This is a genomic window from Emcibacter nanhaiensis, from assembly GCF_006385175.1.
Classification (GTDB): Bacteria; Pseudomonadota; Alphaproteobacteria; order Sphingomonadales; family Emcibacteraceae; genus Emcibacter; species Emcibacter nanhaiensis.
This window is the reverse complement of sequence record NZ_VFIY01000005.1, coordinates 410,826-426,783: the sequence shown is the minus strand read 5'-3', so window position 1 is coordinate 426,783 and position 15,958 is coordinate 410,826. Positions and strand designations below refer to the sequence as shown.

Sequence of the window (15,958 nt, the reverse complement as noted above, 5' to 3'; positions counted from 1 at the left end):
TACTCCTTCATTATAGTACGCCTACTGACTGATAAATACCCTGCAACCGCTCCAATTTATCCGGGTTGCGCATGATCAGGATTTCCCGGATGCGGCCGTCGTCGTCCCAGTCGAACGACAGGGCGGTGACCACCATCCCGTCCAGTTCGACAATCAGCGCCGGGGCGCCGTTGAGCAGGGACATTTCAATCCGGCCCTGACCGGCATTGTTGATAAAGATTACCCGGAAGAAATGCACGATCCGCTCAACGCCGAACAGCGGCTCGCGAATGGCGTGGGCCTTGCCGCCGCCGTCGGTCGTGAGCCGGATGTCTTCGCTGAGCAGGCTGCTGAGCCGGTCCGTATCACCGGAGCCGAGCGCGCCGAGAAAACTCTCCAGCAGGGACTGCTGCCGCTCGACAGGCACCACCGCCCGCGGACGCTCTCCTTTCACATAGTCCCGCGCCCGGGACACCAGCTTGCGGCAGTTGGGTTCCGTCGCGCCAATAATCTCCGCCACCTCGGCATAGTCCTGATCGAAAATTTCCCTGAGCAGATAGGCGGCCCGTTCCTTTGGTGTCAGCCGTTCCAGCAGGGTGAGAAAGGCCAGCGACAGCGAGGAGGCCAGCGCCACCTGCTGTTCCGGGTCGCCCTCCTCGGTCCCGGCGAGCGGTTCCGGCAGCCACGGCCCGACATAATCGACCCGGCTGCGCTGCGCCGATTTCAAAACGTCCAGGCAGTGGCGGGTACAGACCGTGGTGAGCCATGCGGCAGGATTGTCGATCGCCGTCCGGTCCGCCGCCTGCCATTTCAGGAAACACTCCTGCACGGCATCCTCGGCATCACTGAGCGAGCCCAGCAGGCGGTAGGCCAGCCCCCTGAGCCGGGGACGGGCCGTTTCAAAATCCGTCAACAGGTCGGTATCGGTCATGGTCAATGTTGCGAGGCCTTCATCCGGTTCCACAGATTAATCATCATGATGGTGGAGGTCAAAACCGATATTTCCGCCTCGGAAAAAAGCGCCTTCAGTTCCGCCCTGAGCGCGCCGTAGTCGGTGTCCTCCTTCAGGGTGGTCAGCGCCTCGGTCCATTTGAGTGCCGCCCGCTCCCGCTCACTATAATCGTCCACATGGCGCCAGACCACAAGCCGTTCCAGACGCTCGTCCGTTTCGCCGTCGGCGCGGGCCTCGCGGATATGCATTTTCACACAAAAACCGCAGCTGTTGATCTGGGAGGCACGGAGCTTGACCAGATGCACCAGCAGCGGATCAAGGCCATGCTCCGCCATGGTTACTTCCACCTGCTGCAATGCCTGCAGCACATCGGGAATATGGTTTTCATAGGGGATAGCCGTCGTCATGGTCATCATTTTTCTCCTCTGTGAGTTAAGTCGTCTGAAGAGATGACGAATGGGGATGGCCGTCTGTGACAAAAAAGGCCCGCTAAATTTGCGGGCCTTTGGTTTGAATTCTGATGCCGAAGCTAGTCCTTGTTCAGCTTGCCGTTTTTCCAGTATTTGGTGCCCTGCAGGGTCGCCTGCAACGCGAGACCGTTTTCAGTCATCTGGTAGACACTGACGCCGGACACAACGGTATCGGCGCCGCTCGCCGCCCCGCCTTCGTCAGAGACCTTGGCCGCCGCATCGGCCTGGCCGGAGAAGTCCCAGCCCTTGTCGACGAAATTATCGAAGGAAGAGCGCTTGTGGAAAATCATCACCGTGCGGTAATCCTTGACGCCGAGGCCGATGCCGACCCCGCCGGTGGCCATTTTCATATAGATATTCTGGCCCGACTTGTTGTCATGGGCGACGCCGGTGCCGGAGCCGGCGGAAAAGAGGATCACATTGACCCCGCCCGAGTTGAAGACCGCATAGCCCTCGGCTTCCTTGATCATGGACTTGGTTTCCGGGTTGCTTTTATAGAGCTTGGCCAGCACTTCGTCCTTCATTTCCAGGATTTCCTGGCGCTTTTCGTCTTTGGATTTGGCCTGGGCGGGTACGGATGCCAACAGCGGCACCATCATCGCACAGAGAATCAAAAAGCTTTTTCTGAACATTACATATATCCCTTCCTCTTTTGGTTTCTATATTATCTAGCGGTAAAATAAGGCTATTTCCAGACAGTTTTAGCAGCTTCCGATTTATTAATATTAATAATGATTTGCATTATTATAAATTCAATTCTATGGTCCCTCCAGTCTACGTACAAGTAACCTGGAGGAATAAAATGAGTATCCGGACTACCACAGCCCTGGCCGCCCTGATAACTGTCGGCGCCTGCACACCCCCTGCCCTGGCACAACAAGACGACGACAGTCTCGAGGAGATTATCGTTGTCGGCAAACAACAGTCCTATTTCGAAAAGGCCCGCAAAACGGCCATGAAGATGGAAGCGGACGATCTGGAAACGCCTTTCAGTCTGAGTGTACTTAACGCCACCATGCTGGAAGACCTGAAAGCCAACACCCTGGAAGACGCCTATGGTTATATTTCCGGTTTTTCCCGGTCCGGCACCAACGCCAACTCTTTCACCATCCGCGGCCTGTCCGCCGATCTGCAGAATATCCAGGTGGACGGCCTGCCGGGACTGGTTTCCCGCTTCGGCTCCCCGGTCACGGCCAATATCGAGCGGGTGGAAGTCCTCAAAGGTCCGGCTTCCGTGCTTTACGGCTGGATGGATCCGGGCGGGATGCTCAATATCGTCACCAAGAAACCGCAGGCCGAAACCTATCGTTCCGTTGATGTGACCTACCAGCATTTCATAGACCAGAACGAGGGCGGCCTGGAGGGATCAATTGACCTGACCGGCCCGCTCAATGACGACGGCACGATCATGTACCGGCTGGTGGCGGGCGGTGAAACCGAAGACAGCTTCCGAAATTATGTGGAGGAAGACACCCTCTACTTCTATCCGAGCCTGGCGTTCCAATTGAGTGACAAGACCCGTCTTGATCTGCAGTTTGAATATACCAAAGAAGACCGCAGCGGTGACGACGGCCTGTTTGTCCTGAATCAGGATCTCTCCACCATTGCGCCCATCGAGACCTATTATCAGGAACCGGGCGACAGCGATAATGATAAAGGCTATGCCTTCTCCCTCAGCCTGGAACATCAGGCAAGCGACAATCTCACCGCCTCTTTCAGATGGCGTAGCGTTTTCCATGAAGATGAACGGGATCTCTATGAGAGCAATGCGGTGCGCCCGGACAATACGTTGCGCCGGCGTAACCGGAACCAATATAACAACCGCAAATATCATTTCTTTGACGCCAATGTGAACTATCATATCGACGGCGCCATCGAACAGAATATCCTGGCCGGGGTGAACGGCGGTTATGAATATCGCCAGTATGACCGGCTTGCCTTTGATACCCGGGGCGCCAACGTGGATATCTATGATCCGGTCTATACAGGCCAGATCCTGGAAGACGACCCGGGCAACTTCCGCAAGTGGAACCTTTATAACGTTGGCGCCTATTTGTTCGACCGCTTCACAATAAACGAGCATCTGACTCTTGTCGCCGGTGTACGGTTTGACTATCAGGAAGGTGATTACGAATATTATTATCTCGACAACGACGATACCGGCGAAGACGAAACAAATACCTCAAGCACAAACTTTAATGGCGGCATTGTCTATCGGGTCAACGACAGGCTGTCACTCTATGCCTCCTACGCCCAGTCCTTCAACCCACAGACCGTGGCCACCTATGACCAGCATGGCGACCAGCTGGACCCGGAACAGGGCGAGCAGTTCGAGGCTGGCGTTAAGCTCGCCGCCCTTGACGGCCGGCTGAACCTGAATGCCGCCTGGTTTGATATCAGCAAGGAAAATGTGGTGGAAAACAACGGCGACTATAACGAACTTGTGGGCAAAATCACCAGCAATGGCATTGAAGTCAATCTGCAGTATCAGGCGACGGATACCCTGCAGTTTCAGGGCGGGTACACTTATGTAGATGCGGAAGTGGCTGAAACCTTCAACGAGGATGCGCTCAACAACGTACCAGCCTTTGCCCCAGCGCACAGCGCCTTCCTGTGGATGCGTTACAACTATCCCCGGGAAGTGTTGGGTGGCCTGCTGGGAGCCAGCCTCGGCGTGCGGTATGAATCTGACCGCTTTACCGATGAAGAAAGCAGAAAACGAGTGCTCCTGCCTGAATATACGGTTGTCGATGCGGCGCTATATTACGAACGAAACCGCATGAAATATGCCGTCAATATCGCCAACCTGACCAACAAGGTCTATTATACCGGCGGCAGCAACGACTATAAGATTTACCCCGCCGAACCGCTGAAAATCTCTTTGTCGGCACGGATCGATTTCTAACATTGAGAAGTGCCCCGGATGGGGCACTTTTCTCAGATCTCGGGAAATTTATAATCTTTGAACGTTTCCCTCAGGCCCAGCTTGCTGATCTTGCCGGTGGCAGTGAGCGGGATGTCCTCGACAAACTGCACATCGTCGGGAATCCACCATTTGGCGACCTTGCCCTCGAGATAGCCGAGCAGCTCTTCCCGGCTTGCCTCGGCCCCTTGTTTCAGCTGCACCACCAGCAGCGGCCGTTCCTCCCACTTGGGATGGGACATGCCGATCACGGCGGCGAGCGCCACCGCGTCATGGCCCATGACGATATTCTCCAGGTCCACCGAGCTGATCCATTCGCCGCCGGACTTGATCACATCCTTGGCCCGGTCGGTGATCTGCATGAAGCCATGCGCGTCGATGGTGGCCACATCGCCGGTATCGAACCAGCCGTCCGCATCGACCGCCTTTTCCGCCTGCTTGTAATAGCTTTCCACAATCCACGGCCCCTTGACCAGCAGCCGCCCGAAGGTGGTGCCGTCCCACGGCAGCTCATTGTCGTCATCATCGACGATTTTCATTTTCACGCCGAACGGCGGGCGGCCCTGCTTGCATTTGAGGTCAAGCCAGGCCTCGTAATCCCGGTCCTTGAGCCCCTTCATGAACGGCAGGTCCCGATTGACGGTGCCGAGCGGGCTCATCTCGGTCATGCCCCAGGCATGGTTGACTTCGACGCCATATTTCTGGTCCAGCAGCTGAATCATATAGCGCGGCGCGGCCGAGCCGCCGACAATCAAACTTTTAATAGTGGCCAGGTCCTGGCCGCTTTTATCGAGATAGTCGAGCAGCCCGTTCCAGATGGTCGGCACCGCCGCCGAGCAGGTGGCACCCTCGGCGCGGATCAGTTCATGGATGCTGGCCCCGTCCATGCCGGCCCCGGGCAGGATCATCTTTGCCCCGACCATGGGCGCGGCAAAGGTCAGGCCCCAGGCGTTGGCGTGAAACATGGGCACAATGATCAGGATGGCGCTCTCCGCCGCCTGGCCGAAGCCGTCCGGGCTGTTGCCGCAGGCCGCATGCAGCAGGTTGGAGCGATGGGTATAGAGCACGCCTTTGGGATTGCCTGTCGTTCCGGATGTGTAACAAAGTGAGGACGGCGTCTCCTCCGGGAAGGACGGCCACTGGTACCCCCTGTCCTCGGCCGCCAGCAGATCCTCATAACAGAGCGCGCCGTGCAGGCTGGTGTCCGGCATATGCGCCCGGTCGGTCATGACAATGTATTTTTCCACCGTCGGCAGATGCTCCTGCAGCTTTTCCAGCAGCGGCACGAAGGTGACGTCGGTCAGGATCATGCGGTCTTCGGCGTGGTTGATAATATAGATCAATTGCTCGGCAAACAGGCGCGGGTTCAGGGTGTGGCAGATGGCGCCCTTGCCGGAAATGGCGAACCAGCTTTCGATATGGCGATAGCCGTTCCAGGCCAGGGTGGCGATACGGTCGCCCTCCCGGACACCGAGCCGGGCCAGCGCTGCCGCCAGCTTTTCTGTCCGTGCCAGGCATTGCCCGTAATTTTCCCGGTGTATGCTGCCGTCCTCGGCCAGGCGCGAGACGATTTCCGCTTCGCCGTGGTAGGTGGCGGCATGGATCAGGATTTCCACAAGATTGATCGGTGCCGATTGCATCGAGGCCATGATGTCTCCCTTTATTTTTGTATATTGTACCCTAAAACCAGCTGTCCTGCATCTCAAAGGCGCTGGACTCAAATCCCATCAGTATATTCGCCTGCTCTTTGGTGCGGGTAAGTTCCCGGCCCATGAAATAGCGGGCGGCCTGCAGCTTGCCCTGGTAATAATCCGCCTGGTTTCCTTCCGGCTCCTCGTTCAGGGCGAGCTTGGCGGCCCGGGCCTGGCGCAGCCACATCCAGGCGATGATCACCCGGCCCATGAAATCCAGATACAGGGTGGCGTTGGCCAGCGCCAGGTCCACATCCTCGGCCATTTTTCCGGTCAGGGTGCGGGTCACCCGCCCGACCAGGTCAAGGCTTTCCGCCACCGGGATGGTGATTTCCTCCCCGACCACGTCTTCAGATGCCAGCCGCACATCTTCGGCAATACACTCCAGCAGCAATTTGAGGGAGGCGCCGCCGTCGATCACCACCTTGCGGCCCAGCAGGTCCAGCCCCTGGATGCCTTCGGTGCCCTCATGAATCGGGTTGAGGCGGTTGTCCCGGTAATATTGCTCGACCGGATATTCGCGGATATAGCCCGAGCCGCCGAGCACCTGGATCGCCATCTTGTTGGCCTCGAGTCCATATTCTGACGGATAGCTTTTCACCACCGGGGTCAGCAGGTCCAACAGGCCGAGCAGGCGTTTCTTCTCGGCCCCGTCGTCGGCCAGTTCAATACGGTCCACCTGCTGGCTGGCGTAGAGGGCCAGGGCCAAAGCCCCTTCGCCATAGGCCTTTTGCGCCAGCAGCAGCCTTCGGATATCCGGGTGCGCAACCAGCGGCACCTGCGGGCTCAGCGGGTCCTTGCAGGACGGCAGGCGGCCTTGCTGCCGCTCGCGGGCGTAGTTGAGGCTGTAGTGATAGCCGGCCAGGCCGAGCATGACCGCGCCGAGACCGACATTGATCCGGGCCTCGTTCATCATCTGGAACATATAGCTGAGGCCGCGGTTGGGCTCGCCGACCAGAAAGGCCTCGCAATTGTCATTCTCGCCGAAATTCAGCACCGTGGAGGTCGTATGGCGATAACCCATTTTATGCAGCAGACCGGCCAGGGCAACATCGTTACGATCCCCCAACGAGCCATCCTCACCCACCCGCACCTTGGGACAGATAAACAGGGAGATGCCCTTGACCCCTTCCGGCGCGCCCTTGATCCGGGCCAGCACCATATGCACGATATTTTCGGTGATGGACTGGTCGCCGCCGGAGATGAACATTTTATGCCCCTTAAGGCGATAGCTGCCGTCTGGCTGGAGTTCAGCGGTCGTTTTGATATCCGACAAAGCCGATCCCTGCCCGGGCTCGGTCAGCGCCATGGTGCCGGCAAAGCGGCCGTCGGTCATGGGCGCGAGGAAGCGGGCGATCTGGTCTTCGGTGCCGAAACTGCGGATCAGGTTGCCGGCGCCGATGGTCAGCAGGCTGTACCCGGAGAAAGAAATATTGGCGCCGTAAAAGAAGGACATGCAGGCACTGTTCAGGGTCTGCGGCATATGCATCCCGCCGTGCTCCGCATCATGATGGGCGGACAGGAACCCCGCGTCGGCGAAGGCCCGCCAGGCGTCCGCCAGTTCCGGCAGCAGGTGGACCTTTTCGCCGTCAAAGGCCGGCTCCTGCTGGTCCCCGGTCTGATAATGCGGCAGGTAATGGTCCTCGGCAACGGCCCGGGCCGTCTCCAGAAAGGCGCTCATGGTCTCCGGCGTATAGTCGGCAAAAACACCGCCGGAGAAAGCCTGTTCACTTTCCAGCACATTGTGAAGCTGGAAGTTAACCTCCCGCATGTGATCAAATAAAAACGACATCAATCTCCCTTTCCCAGGACCGCTCTCCGGGCCGCCTCTTATGGGCCGCGCCGGAGTTCAAAAATATCTCCTGGCGGGAAGTATATTCAAACGAACGTTTCAATCAAAGGGAAATCACACACCACCGCTGTTCTCGCCTCAGACCACCCGGAAGCCACGCCAGAAGGGATCATCCTCATCCACGGTGATGGTGTTGAGCCCGGTCTGCCGCGCCCAGCCGGCAAAACTGGGCCGGATGGCGTCAAAATCGCCCACCTTGGTCGCATGTTCCACCCGGCCGCGGAAGCAGGAACCGATGATGCTTTCATGGACATAGTCGTCGCCCGGTTTCAGTTTGCCTTTGGCCGCAAGCTGGGCCAGCCGGGCGCTGGTGCCGGTACCGCAGGGCGAGCGGTCGATGGCCTTGTCGCCGTAAAAGACCGCATTGCGGCCATCGGCGCCTTTCGTTTGTGGCGTCCCGGTCCACATTAGATGGCTGACGCCGCGGATGCGGTCGTCGAGCGGATGAACCGGGGTGATTTTTTCCTGCAAAAGACGCCGCAGTTCCGGGCTCAGCCCCACCAGTTGCGTGGCGGTAAAATGTTCCAGCCCCGGATAGTTTTCCTGGGGATCGATGATGGCGTAGAAATTGCCGCCGTAGGAAATATCCACTTTCAGGGGACCGAGCTTTGGACAATCGACCTCTACCCCCTCGGCATATAGAAAGCTGTCGATGTTATAGAGCCGCACTTCGGTGACCCGCTCGCCCTCGCGCACATACTCTGCCTGCACCAGTCCGGCCGGGGTTTCCAGTGTCAACCGGCCTTCCTCGCACGGATGCAGCAGGCCGTTTTCCAGCCCCATGGTGACCATGCCGATGGTACCGTGGCCGCACATGGGCAGGCAACCGCTGGTTTCCATGAACAGGATGCCCATATCGGCCTCGGGATCAGACGGCGGATAAAAGAAGCCGCCGGACATCATGTCGTGGCCGCGCGGCTCGAACATCAGCGACTGGCGGATCCAGTCATGCTGTTCGATAAACTCCACGCGCTTGTCGGCCAGGGTCTTTCCCCTGAGCAGCGGCGCCCCGCCGGCCACCAGGCGGACCGGATTGCCGCAGGTATGGCCGTCGATACAGAAAAAGACATGCGGTGTTTCGGGCATGGCGCTATCCCAGTAAACTATCCAGGTCGGGCCGGGTTGCCTCTGCCTCACGAACCGTGGAAATCAGGTCCTCCCGCTCCGCGCCGCTCAGGATCATGCGCGGCAGGCGCACCCGCTCCGAGCCCCGCTCCATCACCTGCTCCACCAGCTTGATATATTGCACCAGCTTGGGTTTGGAATCGAAATGCAGCAGCGGCATGAACCAGCGGTACAGCGCCTGCGCCTTGTCGATTTCCCCGCGCTGCAAAAGCTCGTAAAGGGCAACGCTTTCGCGCGGGAAGGCATTGGTCAGGCCGGAGACCCAGCCCTTGGCCCCCAGCACCAGCCCCTCAAAGGCCATGTCGTCAAGTCCGGCAAAGACGATGAAGCGCTCACCGCAGGCATTGATCAGGTCGGTGAAGCGGCGGGTGTCCTCAGCCGATTCCTTGATGCAGACGATATTGTCCACATCCGCGAGCCGTTCCAGGGTCTCGACGGAAATACTGACCCGATAGGACGCCGGGTTGTTATAGAGCATGATCGGCAGGCCGGTGGCCGAGGCCACCAGCCGGAAATGCTGTTCCAGCTCGGCCTGGTCCGGCACATAGACCATGGCCGGCAGCACCATCAGGCCGTCAATGCCGATGCGCTCGGCCGCCCGGACATAGTCCTGCGCCTCCTCGGTCGTAAAGTGTGATACCCCGGACAGGATCGGCACCCGGCCGGCAACCACGTCCTTCGCTGCTTCCAGCAGGGAGATTTTTTCTTCCGTGCGGAGCGAGTTGTTTTCCCCGACCGTGCCCATCAGCACCAGCCCGTGCACCCCGTCGTGCACCAAGCCATCAATCACCTGCTGCGTGGCCGTCAGGTCCACATTATGCTGTTCGTCGAACTGGGTGGTCACCGCCGGGAACACCCCCCTGAAAATCTCTTCCGCCTGTCGCGCCATCGGCCTGCTCCGAAATTGTATAAAATCCTGAACCAACGGCTAAGGGTAGCGTCAAGTCCTCTGTCCGGCAAGCCAAATTGCGCCGCCGCAGAACCTTGTCCGGCCCCCGACAGCAAAAGCATTTGGTAGTGAAACCGGATATGCATTATAAAATGATTTTGTTTGCGATACTGACCGTTTTATGCTGCACAGGCGCAACCAGAAAAAGGACGCTTAAATGACCACGCCCGTTGATCCCCAGGTTCAGGCTTTGCTCGACGAAATGGCAAAGCTCCCCCCGATCCATACCCTGCCGGTGGACATCGCCCGCCAGGCGTCTTTTCCCCAGGCGCCCAAGCCGGCTGTCCATCATATCGAGGACAGAACCATCCCCGGCCCGGGCGGCGACATCCCGGTGCGCTTCTATTATCCCCGCGCCGGTGACAAGATGCCGGCCCTGGTCTTTATCCATGGCGGCGGCTGGGTGATCGGCAGCCTCGACGACTATGACGCGATCTGCCGCAACCTGGCGCTGGAAGCCGACTGTGTGGTGATCTCGGTCGATTACCGCCTGGCGCCGGAGTACAAGTTTCCGGCCGCGCCGGATGATGCCGTGGCCGCCACCACCTGGGTGTTCGAACATGCAGACGAGCTGGGCATTGATGCGGACCGTATCGCCATCGGCGGCGACAGCGCCGGCGGCAACCTGTCCGCCGTGACAACAGTCCGGACCCGTAACGACCTCAACCTGGCGGCGCAACTGCTGATTTACCCGGTGACGCTGTATCATGACCCGCTGCTGCCGTCGCATGTGGAAAATGCTGAGGGCTATATGCTGACCATTGCCGCCATGGACTGGTTCATGGACCATTATCTTCCCGACGAAAGCTACCGAACCCACCCCCTTTTCGCGGTCGGCCTGACGGAGGACCTCACGGACCTCCCCCCGGCCCTGGTCATCACCGCCCAGTATGATCCGCTGCGGGATGACGGCGAAGCCTATGCCGCCCGCCTGCGCGAGGCAGGTGGGAAGGTGGAATGCTGGCGCTATGACGGCATGATTCACGGGTTTTACGGCATGTTCGGTGTCGACAAGGGAGCTGACGCCCTGTCCCGCTCAGCCGCCTGGCTGAAAGAAACCCTGAACGCCTGAAGGCCGCAAGTTCAAGTGCCGATGAACAGGCGGATGCCGTAGGCAATGATGCCGAGCACCATCACCCCGGCCAGCCAGAGCCCGACAAACCAAAGCAGTTTGCGTCCGGTTCCGGGCTCAGGTCCGCCATTGTCATTGGCATCGTCACTGCCTGCCATCAGTAATGATCCTCCTCGCTGGCCTTGCCACGGAACACCCAGTAGGCGTAACCGGTATAGGCCAGGATCAGCGGCAGCAGGATTACCGCCCCGGCCAGCATGAAGGCCAGACTGGAGTGATCGGCGGCCGCCTCCCACAATGTAATCTGACGTGGCACCACATAGGGATAGAGGCTGATGCCGAGCCCGATGTAGGACAGCAGGAACAGGCCCAGCGCCAGCGGAAAGGGAAGTTTCTCCCGCCGGGTGCGGATGCTCCACAGCAGCAACAGGCCAAGCCCCGCCACCAGCACCGGCACCGGCCACAGGATGGCGATATTGGGCCAGCGGAACCAGCGGCCGGAGATTTCCTCGGACAGCATCGGCGTCCACAGGCTGACGGCGGCGATAAACAGCAGCATGCCGAGCGCCAGCGGCAAGGCAAAACGATAGACCTTGTCCTGCAGACCGTCTTCAGACTTGAGGATCAGCCAGCAGGCGCCAAGCAGCGCGTAACCGATCACCAGCGCCACCCCGGTCACGAGGCTGAACGGGGTAATCCAGTCAAACCAGCCGCCGGCATAGGCCCGGTCCTCCACGGCAATGCCCTGGATGAAGGCGCCGAGGATGATGCCCTGGCACAGGGCCGCCCCCACGGAGCCGAGGGCAAAACTATAGTCCCAGGCTTTCTGGTGCGCGGGATCACGCCAACGGAACTCAAAGGCGACGCCGCGGAAAATCAGCCCCAGCAACATGATGATGATCGGTGTGTAAAAAGCCGGCATCAGCACGGCGTAGGCCAGCGGGAAGGCGGCAAACAGGCCGCCGCCGCCCAGCACCAGCCAGGTTTCGTTGCCGTCCCAGACCGGGGCGATACTGCTCATGGCAACGTCCCGCTCCTTGCCCTTGTTGAGGAAGGGGAACAGGATGCCGACGCCAAGATCAAAGCCATCCAGGATCACATAGACCAGGATAGCGACGGCCAGAAGCATGGCCCAGATAAATGCCAGATCCAACATTATTTGCCTCCTTCCGGTTTCTTGTCCTTGATCATGGCGTCCGGATTAACCGCCATGGCCGGGGTTGTCCCCGCCGCCCGGATCGGACTGCGATCCACCGGCTGCGGCTCGTCGCCTTTCGGCAGTTTGGCGAACATGCGGAACAGATAGTAGACGCCGAAGCCAAACACGATGAAATAAACCACTGCGAACTGGGCCAGCGACGTGGAGACCGCCGGCAGGTCGACCGGCGAGACCGAATCCCCGGTCCGCAGCAGACCGTAAATGGTCCAGGGCTGGCGCCCCACTTCGGTGACGATCCAGCCCGCCAGCACACAGATGAAGCCGGTCGGCCCCATCAGCACCGCCAGGCGATGGAACAGCGGACAGTCATAGAGTTTGCCGCGCAGGCGCAGCACCAGGCCCACCAGGCCGGTAAAAGCCATCAGAAAACCGAGCCCGACCATTACCCGGAACGACCAGAACACAATCGGCACAAAGGGCCGGTCTTCCGGCGCCCATTCCTTGAGCCCCTTGATATGACCGTCCCAGTCATGGGTCAGGATCATGCTGCCGAGCTTGGGGATCTCGACTGCATATTTGGTTTCCTCTTCCTCCATGTCGGGCCAGCCGAACAGGATCAGCGGCGCGCCGTCATAGGACTCAAAGTGGCCTTCCATGGCCGCCACCTTGGCCGGCTGATGTTCCAGGGTGTTAAGCCCGTGCATGTCACCGGCCAGGATCTGCAGTGGGGCGACAATGACCGCCATCCACATGGCCATGGACAGCATGATTTTCGGCGTCTCCCGGGTCTTGTCCTTGAGCAGGTGCCAGGCCCCGACCGCGCCGACCACAAAGGCCGTGGTCAGATAGGCGGCCAGCACCATATGCACCAGCCGGTAGGGGAAAGAGGGATTGAAGACGATCTCGAACCAGTCGGCCGGGATATATTGTCCGGCCTCGTTGAGGGCATAGCCGGTCGGGGTCTGCATCCAGCTGTTGACCGACAGGATCCAGAAAGCGGAGAACAGCGTGCCTGCCGCCACCACCAGGGTGGCCGTAAAATGCAGCTTCTTGCCGACCCGGTTCATGCCGAACAGCATGATGCCGAGGAAGCCGGCTTCGAGGAAGAAAGCGGACAGCACCTCGTAGCCCAGGAGCGGGCCGATCACCGATCCGGCCTTGTCGGAGAAGACGCTCCAGTTGGTGCCGAACTGGTAACTCATGACGATGCCGGACACGACACCCATGCCGAAGACGACGGCGAAAATTTTCATCCAGTAGCGGAACAGGCGGATGTAGGCGTCCCGCCCGGTGTACAACCACAACCCTTCCAGCACGGCCAGGTAACTGGCGAGCCCGATGGTAAAGGCGGGGAACACGATATGAAACGCAACGGTGAAGGCAAACTGCACCCGTGCGAGCATCGTGGCATCAAATAATTCTGTCATTTTTCATACCCTGTCGATTACTTGGTTTACGTCAGTCTCTACAGGGATCTGGCGTAAGTTAAATTGACGGATCAAACCCGCTTCGTTGCCGGGTTGCTTCATTTTCCCTGTTCTTCAGGGACCGGGCTGCCATTTCGGCCAGCTCCGGCGCCAGAGCATGCATCGCATCGAACTGGCTGAGGAATACTTCGCCGGTCAGGTCATCAAGAAAATGGGATCGCTTGAGACGATCCATGACCGGGCCCTTGACTTCGGAAAGATGGAATTTCACACCGGCGTCCTTGAGCAGGTGATTGATCGCCTCCAGGCTTTCCAGCGCACTGGCGTCAACATCATTGACCGCCGGGCACATGAGCACCACATGGCGGATTTCCGGCTGTTTGGCGACCAGTTCGTAAATGCGGTCTTCGAGAAACCGGGCGTTGGCGAAATAGAGGCTTTCGTCAATCCGTAGCGTGACCAGCTCCTTGCTGGTCAGGACCTGGTGGCGGTTGACATTGCGGAAATGCTCGGTACCTGGCACTTGGCCGACAATGGCGCAGTGGGGCCGGCTGGTGCGATACAGGAACAACAGGATCGACAGGCCGACGCCGAGGATGACGCCGATCTCCACCCCAAGCCCCAGGGTGCCGAGGATGGTCGCCAGCATGGCCAGGAAATCGCTTTTGGAATAGCGCCAGGTCTGGGCCAGCAGGCGGAAATCGACCAGCGATAGCACCGCGACGATGATGGTGGCGGCCAGCGTCGCCTTGGGCAGGTGAAACAGCAGCGGAGTCAGGAACAGGGCGGCGAGACAGATGCCGACTGCGGTATAGGCGCCGGCCGCCGGGGTCCGGGCACCGGCATCGAAATTGACCACCGAACGGGCGAAGCCGCCGGTGACCGGATAACCGCCGGACAGACCCGAAGCCATATTGGCGGCGCCGAGGCCGATCAGTTCCTGGTCGGCATCAATGCGCTGGCGCCGTTTGGCCGCCAGGGTCTGGGCCACGGACACGGATTCGACAAAACCGATAATGCTGATCAGCACGGCGGAACCGATCAGGCTGCTCCACAGATCCATGTCAAAGACCGGCAGGGTCAGCGGAGGCAGGCCGGTGGGAATATCGCCGACAATGGAAACCCCCTTCTCGCCGAGCCCGAAGGCCAGTACCACCAGGATCGACAGCGCCACCGCGCCAATCGGCCCGGCCTTGGCCAGGATATCGGCAAAGCGTTCGCCGAGACCGAAACGGACCAGTAACGGCTTCAGGCCCTTACGCACCCAGAACAGGAACAGAGTCGCCGTCACGCCGACGGCCACCGTATAGGGATTGAGTTCTTTAAGATGTTCAATCAGGGAGACAATAATTTCCAGCAGGTTGTGGCCGGATGCCGAAATGCCGAAAATATGTTTGAGCTGGCTTGCGGCGATAATCAGGCCCGAGGCGGTAATGAAGCCGGAGATCACCGGATGACTGAGGAAATTGGCGAGGAACCCGGCCCGGAACAGACCCATGAGGATCAGGAACAGGCCCGACAGGAAGGCCAGGGTCAGGGCCGCGGTCAGATATTCGGGTGAGCCGGTCTGGGCAATCCGCCCCACCGCCGTCGCAGTCATCAGCGAGACCACCGCCACCGGCCCAACGGCCAGCGCCCGGCTGGTGCCGAACAGGGCATAGGCCACCAGCGGCAGGATACTGGCATAAAGCCCCACTTCCGGCGGCAGACCTGCCAGCAATGCATAGGCCAGGGACTGGGGGATCAGCATGATGGTGACGATCACTGCCGCCACCACGTCATCAATCAGCAGGCCGCGGCTATATTCGCGGCCCCAGTCCAGCACCGGGAAATATCGGCTCAGGCCTGACATGATCTTCGTCCCGAATTGTTAAAAAAGGTTATTACTGGCCCTTGCGGGCGGCTTCGGCACGGGCATGAAGACGCGGTGCCAGCCCGGAAAGATCGTAACCGGCGCTGTTACAGGCATTGAGAACAGTGTCGGGATTCTGTTCCGCCGCCTCGTGAAGCGCCCACAGGCAGGCCGCCCGGGTCCCGGACTTGCAAAAGGCCAGCACCGGCCCGTTGCAGCCCTCGACTGCCTTGCCAAACTCTTCCACCTGTTCATCGGTAAACTGGCCCGGCGTCACCGGAATGTGATAATAGGCCATCCCGTGCTTTTCCGCTACGGCCTTGAGGTCGTCGGACGACGGCTGCATCAACCCTTCTTTATCGGGGCGATTGTTGATGACGGTCTTGTAGCCTTCGGCAGCAGCTTTTTCGATATCCTTGACGGTAAGCTGGGGGCTGACCGCTACCTGGTCATTCAGTTTTCTGATGGTCATGGCTGTTCTCTGATTTCATATAATTGTCGGAATTG

General features: G+C 59.5%; 14 protein-coding genes. 2 read left to right on the top strand and 12 right to left on the bottom strand.

The window, feature by feature from the left end:
- Positions 1–10: 10 nt before the first annotated feature.
- The 3 genes from FIV46_RS05910 to FIV46_RS05900 form a co-directional block, all read right to left on the bottom strand.
- On the bottom strand, positions 11–943 hold the full coding sequence (locus FIV46_RS05910) for an RNA polymerase sigma-70 factor (protein WP_219845916.1): 933 nt from the start codon (positions 941–943) through the stop codon (positions 11–13).
- The gene (locus tag FIV46_RS05905; protein WP_379955175.1) at positions 913–1,347 is read right to left on the bottom strand and encodes a carboxymuconolactone decarboxylase family protein; all 435 of its coding nucleotides are present in this window, start codon (positions 1,345–1,347) and stop codon (positions 913–915) included. Before FIV46_RS05905 ends, FIV46_RS05910 begins: the two co-directional genes overlap by 31 nt.
- A gap of 113 nt (positions 1,348–1,460) precedes the next feature.
- The gene (locus FIV46_RS05900; protein WP_219845914.1) at positions 1,461–2,033 is read right to left on the bottom strand and encodes a lipid-binding SYLF domain-containing protein; all 573 of its coding nucleotides are present in this window, start codon (positions 2,031–2,033) and stop codon (positions 1,461–1,463) included.
- Between the two features lie 170 nt (positions 2,034–2,203).
- On the opposite strand from FIV46_RS05900, the gene FIV46_RS05895 reads away from it, so the two are divergent.
- The gene (locus FIV46_RS05895; RefSeq protein WP_181163074.1) at positions 2,204–4,306 is read left to right on the top strand and encodes a TonB-dependent siderophore receptor; all 2,103 of its coding nucleotides are present in this window, start codon (positions 2,204–2,206) and stop codon (positions 4,304–4,306) included.
- Positions 4,307–4,338: 32 nt separating this feature from the next.
- Here FIV46_RS05895 and FIV46_RS05890 read toward each other — a convergent pair whose 3' ends face one another.
- The 4 genes from FIV46_RS05890 to FIV46_RS05875 all read right to left on the bottom strand — a co-directional run bounded on the left by FIV46_RS05890 (position 4,339) and on the right by FIV46_RS05875 (position 9,881).
- The gene (locus tag FIV46_RS05890) at positions 4,339–5,964 is read right to left on the bottom strand and encodes a long-chain-fatty-acid--CoA ligase (RefSeq protein WP_181163105.1); all 1,626 of its coding nucleotides are present in this window, start codon (positions 5,962–5,964) and stop codon (positions 4,339–4,341) included.
- A 40-nt stretch (positions 5,965–6,004) separates the two neighbouring features.
- Complete coding sequence (locus FIV46_RS05885; protein ID WP_139939397.1) at positions 6,005–7,807, bottom strand: acyl-CoA dehydrogenase family protein; 1,803 nt, start codon at positions 7,805–7,807, stop codon at positions 6,005–6,007.
- A gap of 138 nt (positions 7,808–7,945) precedes the next feature.
- A complete protein-coding gene (locus FIV46_RS05880; RefSeq protein ID WP_139939394.1) occupies positions 7,946–8,953 on the bottom strand; it encodes a 4-hydroxyproline epimerase in 1,008 nt (335 codons plus the stop codon).
- A gap of 4 nt (positions 8,954–8,957) precedes the next feature.
- Positions 8,958–9,881, bottom strand: a complete 924-nt coding sequence (locus FIV46_RS05875) for a dihydrodipicolinate synthase family protein (protein WP_139939391.1) — start codon at positions 9,879–9,881, stop codon at positions 8,958–8,960.
- 217 nt (positions 9,882–10,098) lie between these two features.
- On the opposite strand from FIV46_RS05875, the gene FIV46_RS05870 reads away from it, so the two are divergent.
- Positions 10,099–11,013, top strand: coding sequence for an alpha/beta hydrolase (locus FIV46_RS05870; RefSeq protein ID WP_139939388.1), 915 nt, complete (start codon positions 10,099–10,101; stop codon positions 11,011–11,013).
- An 11-nt stretch (positions 11,014–11,024) separates the two neighbouring features.
- On the opposite strand, the gene FIV46_RS18445 is transcribed toward FIV46_RS05870, so the two are convergent.
- From FIV46_RS18445 to FIV46_RS05845, 5 genes are read right to left on the bottom strand one after another with little or no spacing between them, the layout of a single operon-like run.
- On the bottom strand, positions 11,025–11,171 hold the full coding sequence (locus FIV46_RS18445) for a DUF2474 family protein (RefSeq protein WP_139939385.1): 147 nt from the start codon (positions 11,169–11,171) through the stop codon (positions 11,025–11,027).
- Positions 11,171–12,169 (bottom strand): cytochrome d ubiquinol oxidase subunit II, encoded by a 999-nt coding sequence (gene cydB, locus FIV46_RS05860; RefSeq protein ID WP_139939382.1) that lies wholly within the window; start codon positions 12,167–12,169, stop codon positions 11,171–11,173. The genes FIV46_RS18445 and cydB overlap by 1 nt, the downstream gene beginning before the upstream one ends.
- On the bottom strand, positions 12,169–13,599 hold the full coding sequence (locus tag FIV46_RS05855; protein WP_139939379.1) for a cytochrome ubiquinol oxidase subunit I: 1,431 nt from the start codon (positions 13,597–13,599) through the stop codon (positions 12,169–12,171). Before FIV46_RS05855 ends, cydB begins: the two co-directional genes overlap by 1 nt.
- 58 nt (positions 13,600–13,657) lie before the next feature.
- Positions 13,658–15,451, bottom strand: coding sequence for a SulP family inorganic anion transporter (locus tag FIV46_RS05850; RefSeq protein WP_139939376.1), 1,794 nt, complete (start codon positions 15,449–15,451; stop codon positions 13,658–13,660).
- Positions 15,452–15,482: 31 nt separating this feature from the next.
- The gene (locus tag FIV46_RS05845; RefSeq protein WP_139939374.1) at positions 15,483–15,923 is read right to left on the bottom strand and encodes a protein tyrosine phosphatase family protein; all 441 of its coding nucleotides are present in this window, start codon (positions 15,921–15,923) and stop codon (positions 15,483–15,485) included.
- Positions 15,924–15,958: the final 35 nt, after the last annotated feature.

What these genes read in the sequence shown, in the direction of transcription:
- FIV46_RS05905 (WP_379955175.1), bottom strand. Translation starts at nt 1,347, where the DNA reads ATGATGACCATGACGACGGCTATCCCCTATGAAAACCATATTCCCGAT.
- FIV46_RS05870 (WP_139939388.1), top strand. Translation starts at nt 10,099, where the DNA reads ATGACCACGCCCGTTGATCCCCAGGTTCAGGCTTTGCTCGACGAAATG.
- FIV46_RS05895 (WP_181163074.1), top strand. Translation starts at nt 2,204, where the DNA reads ATGAGTATCCGGACTACCACAGCCCTGGCCGCCCTGATAACTGTCGGC.
- FIV46_RS05875 (WP_139939391.1), bottom strand. Translation starts at nt 9,881, where the DNA reads ATGGCGCGACAGGCGGAAGAGATTTTCAGGGGGGTGTTCCCGGCGGTG.
- FIV46_RS05855 (WP_139939379.1), bottom strand. Translation starts at nt 13,599, where the DNA reads ATGACAGAATTATTTGATGCCACGATGCTCGCACGGGTGCAGTTTGCC.
- FIV46_RS18445 (WP_139939385.1), bottom strand. Translation starts at nt 11,171, where the DNA reads ATGGCAGGCAGTGACGATGCCAATGACAATGGCGGACCTGAGCCCGGA.
- cydB (WP_139939382.1), bottom strand. Translation starts at nt 12,169, where the DNA reads ATGTTGGATCTGGCATTTATCTGGGCCATGCTTCTGGCCGTCGCTATC.
- FIV46_RS05845 (WP_139939374.1), bottom strand. Translation starts at nt 15,923, where the DNA reads ATGACCATCAGAAAACTGAATGACCAGGTAGCGGTCAGCCCCCAGCTT.
- FIV46_RS05900 (WP_219845914.1), bottom strand. Translation starts at nt 2,033, where the DNA reads ATGTTCAGAAAAAGCTTTTTGATTCTCTGTGCGATGATGGTGCCGCTG.
- FIV46_RS05880 (WP_139939394.1), bottom strand. Translation starts at nt 8,953, where the DNA reads ATGCCCGAAACACCGCATGTCTTTTTCTGTATCGACGGCCATACCTGC.
- FIV46_RS05890 (WP_181163105.1), bottom strand. Translation starts at nt 5,964, where the DNA reads ATGCAATCGGCACCGATCAATCTTGTGGAAATCCTGATCCATGCCGCC.
- FIV46_RS05850 (WP_139939376.1), bottom strand. Translation starts at nt 15,451, where the DNA reads ATGTCAGGCCTGAGCCGATATTTCCCGGTGCTGGACTGGGGCCGCGAA.
- FIV46_RS05885 (WP_139939397.1), bottom strand. Translation starts at nt 7,807, where the DNA reads ATGTCGTTTTTATTTGATCACATGCGGGAGGTTAACTTCCAGCTTCAC.